Source organism: Haloarcula pelagica (assembly GCF_030127105.1).
GTDB lineage: Archaea > Halobacteriota > Halobacteria > Halobacteriales > Haloarculaceae > Haloarcula > Haloarcula pelagica.
The window spans coordinates 113,596-125,995 of the sequence record NZ_CP126161.1 but is presented as its reverse complement, the minus strand read 5'-3'; the positions used below and the strand labels follow the sequence as shown (position 1 = coordinate 125,995).

Genomic DNA, 12,400 nt, shown 5'->3' with positions numbered 1-12,400 from the left:
CCGGCGGCACCTATCGTGTTCCGGAGGGCGTCGTGAACCTCGTCGACGTGACCGAGCAGTACCGCGAGCAGCGCAGTCGCTACCACTTTACCCCTCGCGGGCGGAGACCGGGTATGTCTCGACCACACGTCGTCGGGGTCGTCGGGAGTCTCCGCGACGAGAGCTACACTCGCGTCGGTATCGAGCGCGCCCTCGATACCGCCGACGAGGCCGGCGCGACGACGGAACTGCTCGACCTCCGGGCGTACGACCTGCCGGTGTTCGACGCGGACCACCGCGAGGCCGGCGACGCCGTCGCGCTGACCGACGCGATCTACGACGCCGACTCGATCCTGCTGGGGACGCCGGTGTATCACGGCTCGTATTCGGCGCCGCTGAAGAACGCACTGGACTACTGCGGGTTCGACGAGTTCGAACACAAGACCGTCGGCCTGCTCGCGGTCGCCGGCGGGGGCTTCCCGATCACCGCGCTGGAACACCTCCGGTCGGTCTGCCGGTCGCTGAACTGCTGGGTCATCCCTCACCAGGCGGCGATCCCGCGGGCCAGAAACAGTATCGAGGAGGGCCGGATCGTCGACGAGGGCATCCTCGAGCGGGTCGATACGCTCGGCGAGGAGGCGGTCAGATACGCCAACATCGAGCCAGATCCGCCCTGTTTCGAGAGCACGGAGAACGTCGGCGCCGACGACTGAGCGGACGGCCGCAGACGGAACGGTCAAATCACCCGCAGCCTAACTCTCGTCCGTGACCCAGTGGGTAGAGAACCCGACGGGCGGTCGCGAACGGGGACCGATCGCCCTCGTGCGCGCGTGGGGAGAAGTGCTCCTCAGGCCCCGGCGGTTCTTCCGGACCGGCGTCGCGCCGGGCGACCAGGCTCCGGGGCTCGTCTTCGCCGCGATGGTCGTCATGGCCGAGGAGTTGAGCCGCGTCGCCGTCGCCAGACTGGCCGCGAGGAGGGTCGTCTCGACTGGCCCCTTCACGTATCCGGCCGTGACCGACTTCTCGCCGGCGATCGCGCTGCTCGCGTTGCTGGCGATCGGAATGTTCGTCATGCCGGCGACGGTCCACCTGACAGCCGCCGTCCAGACGCTGTTTCTCGTCGTCGGCGCGCCCGACAGGGGCGGGATCAGCGAGACCGTCCAGGTAATGTGTTACGCCATGGCGCCCTGCCTGCTCGCCGGGCTCCCCATCCCCGAGCTCAGAGTCCTCGTCGCGGTCTGGGGCGCCGTGCTGTACGTCGTCGGCCTCTCGGTCGTCCACGAGCTCTCGCTCCCGCGGGCGGCCGTCCTCGGCGCGCTCCCTGCGGTGATCGTCTTCGGCTACGGCTTCCGGGGTGTGCTCGCTGCCGGCACCCTCCTGTGATGGGTCGCCTTTAGGTGGCCGGTGGTCCCAGCAACACGTGTGCTCACACTAGACATCGACGACTTCATGCTCGAACTGAAAGACGGCGCGTTCAAGAACGTCGGGCCGTCGAACAAACAGGCCACGGTCAAGCTGTACGACGTAGCAGGCGTCGACGTGCGGGAATACGGCGACAAGCGCGTAAAACTCGCCTTCGAGGACGAGCAGGGGAGCGAGGTCGAGGTCGCGCTCTTCCCCGAGCAGGTCGAGGCACTCACGGCGGGGCTCGATTCGCTTCGGGAAGAGAGTGATCTTATCGACTGATAGACACCTACATCGGCGCGCGGAATCCGACAACAGTTTTAGGCCCGAACCGTTTTCACCGAGCAATGGGTTCGTGTATCATCTGTGGCACCTCCGTCGAGGGTCACATCTGTGACCTCCACGAGGAGGATGCATTGTTCGAATTCCGAGGGAACCGACCCGATCAACTGACAGTCGGCCGCTACTACCGCGGCGAGGTCGACGGGTTCGCCGAGTTCGGCGTCTTCGTCGACATCGGCGACAGCGTGACCGGCCTGCTCCACCGGAGCGAACTGGACCGCCGGCTCGATTCGCTGGACTGGGAGCCGGGCGACGAGGTGTACGTCCAGGTCACCAACGTCCGGGACAACGGCAACGTCGACCTCGGCTGGTCGATCCGCCAGGCCGAACGGGAGTTCCGCGGCCACCTCGTCGACGACCCGGACATCGGCCACGCAGTGCTGGCCGACGAGGCCGACGACAGCGAGGAGGCATCGGCAGAGGGAAATGAGGACGACGGCGAGTCGACCGCACAGGCGGCCGCCGGGACCGACGGCGGCGCCACACAGGTCGAGGCCACCGCGGGCGACGTGAGCCCCGCCGGGGACGCCGACCGTGTCGAAGGCGCCGGCGGGAGTGTCGGCCAGACGACCGACGACGAGGCATCAGAACCGGACGACGACGTGGTAGATGCCGACGTGGCAGACACCGACGCGGAAACAGACGACGAGAGTGCCGACGACGAGACTGCCGAGACCGACGAGGTGGCGGACGACGACGGGTCCGCAGTCGAGTACGAGGACGCCGCCGTCGGCGACCTCTCCGACCGTGTCGGCGACGATGTCCGCCTCGAAGGGACGATCGTCGGGATCCGCCAGACCTCCGGACCGACCGTCTTCGAACTCCAGGACGCGACCGGCACGGTCGACTGTGCCGCCTTCGTCGAGGCCGGCGTCCGTGCCTACCCCGAAGTCGAGGAGGGCGACGTTGCCCGGCTGACGGGGGATGTCCGGGAGCGACGCGGCGAACTCCAGGTCGAGACCGAGACGCTGACCGTCCTCGAAGGCGAGGAACGCGACGCGGTCGAACAGCGACTCGCAGACGCGCTGGACGACGAGGCCCGGCCGGACGCCGTCGAATCCCTGGCCGAAGACGCGACGATCGCGGCGCTCTCTGGCGAACTCGTCGAGGCCGCGACCCAGATCCGCAAGGCAGTCCTGACCGACCGGCCGGTCATCGTCCGCCACGCCAACACGGCCGACGGCTACCTGGCCGGCAGCGCGCTCGAACGCGCGACGCTGCCCCTGGTCGGTGACCAGCACCGCCGCGACGACGCTCAGTACCACTACTTCGACCGCCGGCCCCTGGAAGGCGGCGTCTACGACATGGACGACGCCACCAAGGACACGACGACGATGCTCGACAACCGCGAACGCCACGGCGAAGCGCTTCCCCTGTTCGTCTTCGTCGCCGCCGGTGGCACGCGAGAGAGCCTCGACGGGTTCGATCTGCTGGATGTCTACGGCGCACCGAGCATCGTCATCGACGATGTCGATGTCGACGACGACGTGGTCGAGGCCGTCGACGCCGTCGTCTCCCCGTCCGTGGTCGACGCGCCCGAGACGACTGCCACCGCACTGGCGGCTAACGTCGCGGCCCACGTCAACGACGACGTTCGAGACGACCTGTTGCACCTCCCCGCGGTGAGCTTCTGGGAGGGCGCGCCGACTTCGTACCTCGACGCCGCGACCGGCGCCGGCTACGACGCCGAGGCCGTCACGCAACTGCGTGAGGCCGTCGCGCTCGAAGCACACTACCAGTCCTACGAGGACAAGCGCGAACTGATCACCGACCTCGTGTTCGGCGACGACGAGGACGACGTCGGCGGTCTGGCCGGCCACATCGCAGAGCAGTTCCGCGAGAAGGTCGACGAGGAGGTCTCGACCGCGCGGGTCAACCTCGAACACCGGGATCTCGACGGGACCGACATCGCCGTGCTGGACACCGACGCCTACGTCCACCAGTACGAGTTCCCGCCGGAGACGCTCCTGCTCGACGAACTCCACCGCGAGATGAGCGAGGACACCGACGCCGTCGTCGGCATCGCCACCGACACGCTGTACGTACGGACCAGTGCCGACGTGGACATCCACGAGCTGTCGGCCGAGGTCGCCGAGTGGGTCCCCGAAGGCGGCGTCGCCACCCGGAGCGTCCGCGAGGGGTCGATCCGGTTCCTGGCCGGCGCCCGAGACGCAGTGCTCGACGCGACGCTCGACCGACTGAGCGACCGGCTGTAGACCAGCGCTTTTCCCCCCGGCCGTCCTTCATCGGGTATGAGCGACGGCCCCGTCAACGCCGCCGACCTGGAGTGGACCGACTACGATCACGGCGACCGACAGTTCAAACGCAAGCAGTTGGGTGCCGCCGCCGGCGGCGAGGACCTCGGGACGAGTCTCTACGAGATCCCCGCCGGGAAGCGCACCTGGCCCCCACACAGCCACTACGGCAACGAGGAAGCGATGTTCGTCCTCGACGGGAGCGGGACGCTGTTTCTGGGTGTCGACGGCGACGAACACCCGCTCGAACCGGGCGACTACGTCGCGCTCCCGACCGGGGACGAACACACCCACGAAGTCGAGGCCGGATCGGAGGGCCTTCGCTTGCTCGTCGTCTCCGAGATGAACGATCCAGACATCACGTACATGCCCGGTAGAGGCGCCGTCCACCTCTTTGCCGGCGCACCGCCGGGCGGTGACGCCGACGAGCGCGACCGCTCGACGCTGCTCGACCTGGACGCCACGGTCGACTACTGGCCGGAATAACCGTATCCGGACAGTCTCGGTCCCGACGAGCGGCAGCCGTCGGGCGGTTCAAGTCAGTATTTGAGCCAGCGGTATCCTTATCATTCCCACTCATGTACCACCTTGGTAGAGGTACCCTACTGAATGACATTCGACCGTTCCCCCGCTTGGACGATCGCGATGAGCGCGCTCATAGCCCTCTCGATGGTCGCCGTCGCGTCTCCCGTCACTGCCGCGCCACAGGCAGTCATCGACGCGTCGGCCGATACCACAACAGTCGCTCCCGGCGAGACGTTCAACGTGACCTACGAACTCTCGAACACCGGCAGCGACGACGCTACTGCCGGCCGAATCGACCTCTCGACACCGACCGGTATCAACGCCACGAGCGTCTCCGGTGACGGGTTGCCCGGTCTCGACGGCGACCCACCGGCAGTGTTTTACGGACTCTCCGGTCGGATCACACCGGGAGAGACCCGAACAACGACGGTGACGTATACAGTTACGTCCGCAGCCCCGGACGGCGAGGTTCCGCTCGACGCCGACGGGTTCCTCAGAGGGACCTCGAGCAACGCGACGGCGACGACCAGCACGAGGATCACAGTCGACAAGCCGTCCGGGCTCGAACTGTCGGGCTCCCCGTCGACCGTGAACACGCAGCCTGGAGAGCGGTTCAACGTCACGTACCAGTACACGAACAATCAGTCGACCACGGGACTGGCCGGGAGCATCGAGCTCAACACCTCGGACAACATCACGCCCGTCGCCGTGTCGGGTGACGGGTTCGACGGCCTCAACGGCCAGCCACCGAGCGTCCTCTACGGCGCGTCTGGACCGATCCCCGGCGGCGCGACGCTGACCACGACCGTCACCTACGAAGTCGACGCCAACTCACCCACCAGCACGAGACGGATCATCAGCACCGCCACCATCCGGAACGCGTCCGGCTCCGACCAGCTCTCGACGAGGGTCAACATCGGTGCGTCGTCCATCGTCGACCAGTACGACACGAACGGCCAGCCCGGCATCCAGACACCGGAAGTCCTCCAGGCGATCGTCGATCTCAACAGCGGGAAGCTCACGACGCCTGAAGTCCTCCAGATCATCGTCGCGTTCAACTCCTGATCACGACCGGCCTGCCGGTTCGGTTTCCGGTTCCCGGCCGTCGGCGGTTAATTCGACGTTTTTAATTGTCGGATGTTACTACGTTACGATCGTGGTCCCTCCATGAACTGGAATCTCCCCGAACAGTCCCACCAGCGGGCCCTGTTGTTGGTCGCGCTCGCTGTCCTCTGTGTCGTCGGTGCTGCCGGAGCCGCCACCGGGCAGGTCGACGCCGGATCGGATCGCTCTGCGAACACGACTGCGACAGCGACCGGGGACATCTCCGGGCTCGTAACCGATAGCGCGAACACACGGATTCCGAACGCGTCCGTGACGCTCTACCGGGAGGGCGTGAGTTCCCCCGTCGCGACGACGACAGCGGACAGCCAGGGCTCGTTCCGGTTTTCCGGCGTTCGGGCCGGCGACTACCGCGTCGAAGCGTCGGTCGACGGAACGACAGGAAACAAGACCGTCACTGTCGTCGCAGGCAAACTCGCCACGGCGAACATCGCGATCACGACCGGCGGACGAACGACGCCCGGCAACGTCACCGGTCTGGTGAAAGACCTCGGCGACGACGGACTCGCCGGGGCGACGGTGACTCTGTATCCGGCCGGTGAGAGCAGCGCCATCGCGACGACGACGACCGACAGCCGAGGGGCGTACACGTTCGGGGGTGTCCCCGCGGGCGAGTACCGTATCGAGGCGAGCACGAACAACGCTCTGGGAAGCAGAACCACGACCGTCGTCGACGGAAAGACGACAACGGCGAACGTCGTCGTCGTCAGCCAGGGAGAACCCGATGTCCGTGTCCTGGCCGAGTCACAGAACGTCAGCGTCCAGCCCGGCGAGTCGTTCACGGTGACCTACCGGTACACGAACGACCGCGCGACGGCGTCTGCCGGCCGGATCGACCTCACGACGCCGACCAACATCACCGCCACGGCCGTCTCGGGTGCTGGCTCGGGGAACCTCGACACTCAGCAGCCGTCCGTCCGGTACAGTTCAGCCAGGCCGGTCGGAAGCGGCAAGACCGTCCGGTCGACGGTCACGTACGAGGTCGCCGCCGACCACCCGTCGCCGACCGACCGGACGATCAACGTCCAGGCGTACGTCCGGAACTCCTCCGATGTCGGGATCGCGGCCACGACCGTCGAGGTCGAGAGCGCGAGCCTCGTCGACCAGTACGACACGAACGGGACCCCGGGGATTCAGAGCCCCGAGTTACTCCGGGCGATCGTCGATTTCAACAGCGGAAACATCACCCAGCCCGACATCCTGCGGATTCTCGTCGCGTTCAACGCCGGATCGTAACGGCGGGGACTCCGTCCCGAGCGACACGCTTATTCGGGCAAAGCGACGAGAACTGACAACACCGTGAGTACCGAGAGCGAGGACCCCCGCGAGACGGAAGCCTTCCAGCAGGTGTGTGCGGAGCTGGTCGACCGCATCCTCGCCGGCGAGGTCGAGCGCGACGATGTCGAGTCCGCGAAGATCGATGTCTGCCGCGAGTACTCGGCGCCGAAGGTCCCACAGAACTCGGAGCTCCTCGACTACGCGCCACAGGAACATCGGGAAGTACTGGAGGAGGTCCTCCAGCGAAAGCCCGTCCGGACCGCCTCGGGCGTCTCGCCCATCGCGATCATGACTTCCCCGCACCGGTGTCCACACGGGAAGTGTCTCTACTGCCCGGGCGGTCCGGACTCGGAGTTCTCTTCGGCGCAGTCCTACACCGGCCACGAACCGGCCGCGGCGCGCGGCGAGCAGAACGACTACGACCCCTACGGCCAGGTGACGCTGCGCCTGAACCAGTTGCGAGAGATCGGTCACCCCGTCGACAAGGCCGAACTCATCATCATGGGCGGGACGATGACCGCCCGCAGCCACGACTACCAGGAGTGGTTCGTCAAGCGCGCTCTGGAGGCGATGAACGACTTCGACCCCGAGGCCGACCCAGCCCCCAAGGAGGGCGAGAGCTTCGCCCAGGACCCCGCGGAGTACGAGTTCTCGTATCTGGAGGACGTGATCGCCGAGAACGAGACCGCCGATGTCCGCAACGTCGCGACGACCTTCGAGACGAAACCCGACTGGTGTGACCCCGAACAGATCGATCGGATGCTCGGGCTGGGCGGGACGAAAGTCGAGGTGGGCGTCCAGACGACCTTCGAGCGGATCAACCGGGAGATGCACCGCGGCCACGGCGTCCAGGCGTCGATCGACGCCAACCGCCGTCTGCGGGACTCGGCGTTCAAGGTCGGCTTCCACATGATGCCCGGCCAGCCAGGGATGTCCAAGGAGATGTGCCTGGAGGACTTCCGGCGGATCTTCGAGGACTCCCAGTGGCGGCCGGACTACCTCAAGATCTACCCGACCCTGGTCGTCCCGGGGACGGTCACTTACGACTGGTGGCAGAAGAACGACTTCGACCCCCTGGACAACCAGGAGGCCGCGGAACTGGTCGCGGAGATCAAGGACATGATCCCCCGCTACACCCGCCTCCAGCGCGTTCAGCGAGACATCCCGGCGGACTTCATCGAGGGCGGTGTCTGGAAGTCCAACCTCCGGCAACTGGCCTGGAAGGAGATGGACAAGCACGGCTGGACCTGTGACTGCATCCGCTGTCGCGAGGCCGGCCACAAGGAGGAGACCGCCGAGAACGTCGAACTGGACGTGTTGACCTACGAAGCCTGTGGCGGGACGGAGCAGTTCATCTCCTTCGAGGACTTCGACCGGGACGTGCTGGTCGGCTTCTGCCGGCTCCGGTTCCCGAACGATCCCGTCCGCCGAGAACTGGACGACGCCGCGCTGGTCCGGGAACTCCACGTCTACGGCAACGCCGTCGGCGTCGGCCAGACGGGTGGCGAGGACGACCACCAGCACAAGGGGTACGGGAAGCGACTCCTCCGGAAAGCCGAAGAGCTGGCCCGGGACGCGGGCTACTCGAAACTCGCCGTCATCTCCGGGATCGGCGTCCGCGAGTACTACCGGAACAAACTGGACTACCAGCAGGACGGCCCCTACGTCTCGAAGCGGCTCCACTGAGGCTCAGACGACGCCGTACTTCTCGGCCAGGCCCACCACACCGAAAGCGACGGCGCTCAGCCCGCCGGCGACGACGAGTATCGCGTACCCGAACCCGGCGACGCCCGTCGGCACGGCCGTCAGGCCCGCGAGGATCGCCACGCCGACCGCCATATCACCCAGGCCACTACAGTCGTGGAGGTCGAGCCGCCCGCCGACTGTCTGTCCGGTCGCGGCGAGACAGAACAGCAGGCCAGCGAGACCCAGCGAGCCGGAAAACAGCGCCGGTCCCGGCCCCGCGCGGAGCGCCGACGGACCGAAGACGGCTGCCAGGACGGCGACACCGCCGAGACACAGCGCGCCAGCGAGGACGTTCAGCCGGCTCACGGGCGCGCTTGTCGCCGGGCCGGCAAGTCGGTTACGCAGGGGGCGGCCGGCGGATCAACGGCGTCCGAGCAAGAGGCCGGCCACGAGCCCGACACCGAGCGCCAGCGCGGCCCGCTTCCAGTCGCCGACCCGGACGAATCGGGTCCCGTCGGGGGTGACTTCGAGGGCACCGACCGGTGTCACGCTCATCCCGCCGCCACCGCCACCGCCCTGCCCGGTCTCGCCGTCGAACTCGCCCTCGTCCTCGGCCCCGCCGCTGCCGAACCCGCTGCCGAACCCGTAGGCGACACGTGCGACGGGCACGATCGTCTTCCCCTCGGTGGTGATCGGATCGCCGAAGACGCGCTGAACGCTCGCGCTCTCGCTCAGTTCGTCGATCCCGCTCCGGACGGTGTGCAGGAGGTTCTGGTTCGGTTCGTCTGTCTCGACCGTCGGGTCTGTGCTCATTTCGGACACGCTCCATCAGCGTGTCACCGTTGGTGTGGCACGGACATAATCGTATTGGATATCTAACCATTCTCGGGTTCAGGTGATCCGCAGCGTTTTCTGTTTCCATCGCTAGGACAGTATATGGTCCGTCGACTCCGTGACGGGGTGTGGCTGCTGGAACTGGGGCTCGTCCCCCCGCTCGCGTCGAACGCGTATCTCGTCGACGAGCGACGGCTCGACGGCCCGGGCGACGCCCTCACGCTCGTCGATACGGGACTGTGGTGGAACGAGCCCACCATCGTGGACGAACTCGGCGGCCTCGGCGTCGGACCGGCCGACCTCGACCGTGTGTTGCTGACCCACTACGACCTCGACCACGTGGGCGGGTTGAACCGCCTGGTCCCGGAGTTCGACGGCCCGGTCGGGGTCGGGAGCGACGACCTCGCGCTGCTGGCCGGGCGGACGGACCCCGAGCTGTTCCACCACAAAGGGCTGTTCCATCGGGCGAGCCGGCGCCTGTTCTCGCTCCCTGATCTCGACATCGAGGGAGTGGACGACGGGCAGACGGTCGGGGGGTTCACCGTCTACCACACGCCCGGCCACAACCCCGGACACGTCGTCTACCACCACGACGCGACCTCGACGATGTTTCTCGGTGACCTCGTCTGGGGCGAGGACGGCGGGCTGACGACGCCGTTCTGGGGCGACTCCTACGACATGGCGCAGTTGCGCGAGAGCGTCGGCGACCTCGCCCGCACGGTCCCGGAGTTCGACGTGGCGGCGATGGGACACGGCACGCCCGTGACGACCGACGGCGGCGGCGCACTCAGGCGGTTGGCGGCGTCGGTCTGATCGACGGTGCCGTAGTTATTTACTCGCGCCGTCCTTTCGTTCCGATATGACGGCGACGCTGGCTGTGGTCGGTGCCGGTGCGGCCGGCGCAGCGGCCACCTACACACTCCGTGACACCCCTGTCGAGGTCACTGTCTTCGAGAAGAGCCGCGGCGTCTGTGGGCGCGCGGCCACGCGGCGAAACGAGGACTGTACCTACGAGTACGGTGCCAACTACCTGAAAGCCGACGACGACCGGGTCACCGAACTGGTCACCGAACGGCTTCCGACGGAGGGGCTGATCGACGTGCAGGACCCGATCTACGCCTTCGAGCGGGACGGCGACATCACCGAGGGACGGGACGCCGACGAGCACAAGTGGACGTACGAGGCGGGAATCACGCAACTGGCGAAACGCCTGTTCGGAGCCACCGACGCGACGGTCCACAACGGCGTCCGCGTCGAGACGCTGCGACGACTCGATCACGGGTGGCAGATCGTCGACGCCGAGGGGACCGACCACGGCGAGTTCGACGCCGTCTTGCTGACGCCGCCGGCGCCACAGACGGCCGACATCCTGGGGCAGGCCGCCTGGGAGCACGACGACCGCCGGACACTCAGGCAGGCTATCGCGTCGGTCCCCTATCGGACGGTCGTCGCCGGCGTGCTCCACTACCCCTTCGAACTGGACCGGCCGTGGTACGCCGTAGTCAACACCGACAAGGACCACGACATCGGCTGGGTCGCCCGCGAGGAGTGCAAAGCCGGCCACGTGCCCGACGGTGAGTCGCTCCTGCTGGTCCAGATGAACGAGCCGTGGTCGGTCGCGAACTACGACGAGCGCCCCGAACAGATGCTCGCCGAGATGGCCGAGCGGACCGCCCACTTACTCGACGACGAGCGCCTGACCGACCCGGACTGGACGGACTATCAGCACTGGCGGTACTCCCAGGCCGAGGAACAGGTCGACACCGCAGCGCTGTCGGACGCCGCCACGCACGATCTGTACTTCGCCGGCGACTGGGTCGCGGCCGAGGCCCGACTCCACACGGCGATCCGAAGCGGGCTGGAGACGGGCGAGGTGATCGCGGCCGACTTCTAAACCGGACCGCTGGTCCGTCTCCCGGCCCCCGTCGCGGGATGGCTCACCCCTCGTCCGGATCGGGTTCGACCCAGAACACGGTTCCCCGGTAAGAGAACAGTCGCTCCGACAGCACGGGGTAGGCCGGGTGTCGGCGCGTCCGCAGCGTGACTCGGTTCGTGCTCGGCGAGTACGCCGCGAGCATGTTGCGTAACGGGGGGTTGAGGACGGCTTCCTCGGCCGGCAGCGTCGGCGCGTCCTCCCAGTCGAGCGCGGGTTGGAGGCCGTACGTGACGGCCTCGCCGAGTCCCGGGTCGGCTTCGAGGACGACGGCCGGTCCACCGGGGTCGGTCCGCTCCACGTCGGCCGTCGGGGTGAGTTCCAGCGCCGGCCCGTCGAGGCGGAACCGAGCGCCCACGGCTGTCGGTCGCTCCCGGACCACCTCGCCGAGCCAGCCGGCCACGACGAAGGCGTACAGGCCGCCGCCCAGTCCCGCGAGCGGGAGCCGGGTCACGTCGCCGTCGAGTTCCACGCCCCGGTCCCGCCGGGGGTCGAGCCGTCGGGTCGCCCCGTTGTCGACCGCGAGGCTCCAGGTCCGCCGGTCGGCGGCCCCCGTCGCGGCGCTGTCGGTTCCCGACCTGATTCGGAGCGGCCGGACGACGTGCCACTCCCCGTCGACGAACTTCTGGAGCGACCAGGGCGGGGAGAGCCCGGAGAGTGGTTCCGGTCCACTGTTGCGGAACTGGAACCGCAACGTCGCGGTCGGGAGCCCCGCCCGCCGATCGTACGCGACGAGCGCGAGCGGGTCGTCAGGCGCCGTCGCACAGACCCGGTTCCCGACGACCGCTCCGCCCGGGAACCGGGGGCAGGGAAGCGCGGACAGACCGGGGAGCACGTCCGCGCCCGCCTCAATCGTGGGGACCGGTGCCGGCGTCAGGTCGGTCCCGCCCGAGCGCTCGGTCTCCCCCACGGTTCCCGGACAGCCAGCCACCCCGCTGCCGACGGCGGCCGAGAGCGCACCGAGGAACCGCCGGCGGCCGACTGTCGGCGACGAGGACTCGTCCATACACTCGGGTCGGAGCGAAGCAGCTAATCGGTTTCG

At 67.8% G+C, this 12,400-nt stretch carries 13 protein-coding genes; 10 read left to right on the top strand and 3 right to left on the bottom strand.

Annotated features, from left to right (window positions below; genetic code table 11):
- The first annotated feature begins 113 nt into the window (after positions 1-113).
- From P1L40_RS00675 to P1L40_RS00640, 8 genes are all read left to right on the top strand, one after another.
- Entirely contained in the window at positions 114-692 is a 579-nt protein-coding gene (locus P1L40_RS00675) for an NADPH-dependent FMN reductase (protein ID WP_284009366.1), read from the top strand.
- 52 nt (positions 693-744) lie between these two features.
- Positions 745-1,362, top strand: coding sequence for a YIP1 family protein (locus P1L40_RS00670; RefSeq protein ID WP_284009365.1), 618 nt, complete (start codon positions 745-747; stop codon positions 1,360-1,362).
- A gap of 39 nt (positions 1,363-1,401) precedes the next feature.
- On the top strand, positions 1,402-1,665 hold the full coding sequence (locus P1L40_RS00665) for a hypothetical protein (RefSeq protein WP_284009364.1): 264 nt from the start codon (positions 1,402-1,404) through the stop codon (positions 1,663-1,665).
- Positions 1,666-1,730: 65 nt separating this feature from the next.
- Complete coding sequence (locus P1L40_RS00660; RefSeq protein WP_284009363.1) at positions 1,731-3,941, top strand: OB-fold nucleic acid binding domain-containing protein; 2,211 nt, start codon at positions 1,731-1,733, stop codon at positions 3,939-3,941.
- Between the two features lie 36 nt (positions 3,942-3,977).
- Positions 3,978-4,466 (top strand): cupin domain-containing protein, encoded by a 489-nt coding sequence (locus P1L40_RS00655; RefSeq protein WP_284009362.1) that lies wholly within the window; start codon positions 3,978-3,980, stop codon positions 4,464-4,466.
- Between the two features lie 159 nt (positions 4,467-4,625).
- Entirely contained in the window at positions 4,626-5,570 is a 945-nt protein-coding gene (locus tag P1L40_RS00650) for a COG1361 family protein (protein WP_284009360.1), read from the top strand.
- 102 nt (positions 5,571-5,672) lie between these two features.
- Complete coding sequence (locus P1L40_RS00645) at positions 5,673-6,863, top strand: carboxypeptidase regulatory-like domain-containing protein (RefSeq protein ID WP_284009358.1); 1,191 nt, start codon at positions 5,673-5,675, stop codon at positions 6,861-6,863.
- A 63-nt stretch (positions 6,864-6,926) separates the two neighbouring features.
- Complete coding sequence (locus tag P1L40_RS00640) at positions 6,927-8,591, top strand: tRNA uridine(34) 5-carboxymethylaminomethyl modification radical SAM/GNAT enzyme Elp3 (RefSeq protein ID WP_284009357.1); 1,665 nt, start codon at positions 6,927-6,929, stop codon at positions 8,589-8,591.
- Positions 8,592-8,594: 3 nt separating this feature from the next.
- Here P1L40_RS00640 and P1L40_RS00635 read toward each other — a convergent pair whose 3' ends face one another.
- Positions 8,595-8,957: a hypothetical protein gene (locus P1L40_RS00635; RefSeq protein WP_284009356.1), complete on the bottom strand. Its 363-nt coding sequence runs from the start codon at positions 8,955-8,957 to the stop codon at positions 8,595-8,597.
- 54 nt (positions 8,958-9,011) lie between these two features.
- Complete coding sequence (locus tag P1L40_RS00630) at positions 9,012-9,404, bottom strand: spore germination protein GerW family protein (RefSeq protein WP_284009354.1); 393 nt, start codon at positions 9,402-9,404, stop codon at positions 9,012-9,014.
- A gap of 123 nt (positions 9,405-9,527) precedes the next feature.
- On the opposite strand from P1L40_RS00630, the gene P1L40_RS00625 reads away from it, so the two are divergent.
- Together P1L40_RS00625 and P1L40_RS00620 are read left to right on the top strand one after the other, a co-directional pair.
- Positions 9,528-10,238 (top strand): MBL fold metallo-hydrolase, encoded by a 711-nt coding sequence (locus P1L40_RS00625; protein ID WP_284009352.1) that lies wholly within the window; start codon positions 9,528-9,530, stop codon positions 10,236-10,238.
- A gap of 46 nt (positions 10,239-10,284) precedes the next feature.
- Positions 10,285-11,319, top strand: coding sequence for an NAD(P)/FAD-dependent oxidoreductase (locus tag P1L40_RS00620; protein ID WP_284009350.1), 1,035 nt, complete (start codon positions 10,285-10,287; stop codon positions 11,317-11,319).
- A gap of 43 nt (positions 11,320-11,362) precedes the next feature.
- Here P1L40_RS00620 and P1L40_RS00615 read toward each other — a convergent pair whose 3' ends face one another.
- Positions 11,363-12,364: a hypothetical protein gene (locus P1L40_RS00615; RefSeq protein ID WP_284009349.1), complete on the bottom strand. Its 1,002-nt coding sequence runs from the start codon at positions 12,362-12,364 to the stop codon at positions 11,363-11,365.
- Between the last annotated feature and the right edge of the window lie 36 nt (positions 12,365-12,400).

Excerpts from the sequence above, each read along its gene's own strand:
- P1L40_RS00630 (WP_284009354.1), bottom strand. The coding sequence starts at position 9,404 with ATGAGCACAGACCCGACGGTCGAGACAGACGAACCGAACCAGAACCTC.
- P1L40_RS00625 (WP_284009352.1), top strand. The coding sequence starts at position 9,528 with ATGGTCCGTCGACTCCGTGACGGGGTGTGGCTGCTGGAACTGGGGCTC.
- P1L40_RS00620 (WP_284009350.1), top strand. The coding sequence starts at position 10,285 with ATGACGGCGACGCTGGCTGTGGTCGGTGCCGGTGCGGCCGGCGCAGCG.
- P1L40_RS00675 (WP_284009366.1), top strand. The coding sequence starts at position 114 with ATGTCTCGACCACACGTCGTCGGGGTCGTCGGGAGTCTCCGCGACGAG.
- P1L40_RS00615 (WP_284009349.1), bottom strand. The coding sequence starts at position 12,364 with ATGGACGAGTCCTCGTCGCCGACAGTCGGCCGCCGGCGGTTCCTCGGT.
- P1L40_RS00655 (WP_284009362.1), top strand. The coding sequence starts at position 3,978 with ATGAGCGACGGCCCCGTCAACGCCGCCGACCTGGAGTGGACCGACTAC.
- P1L40_RS00645 (WP_284009358.1), top strand. The coding sequence starts at position 5,673 with ATGAACTGGAATCTCCCCGAACAGTCCCACCAGCGGGCCCTGTTGTTG.
- P1L40_RS00660 (WP_284009363.1), top strand. The coding sequence starts at position 1,731 with ATGGGTTCGTGTATCATCTGTGGCACCTCCGTCGAGGGTCACATCTGT.
- P1L40_RS00650 (WP_284009360.1), top strand. The coding sequence starts at position 4,626 with ATGAGCGCGCTCATAGCCCTCTCGATGGTCGCCGTCGCGTCTCCCGTC.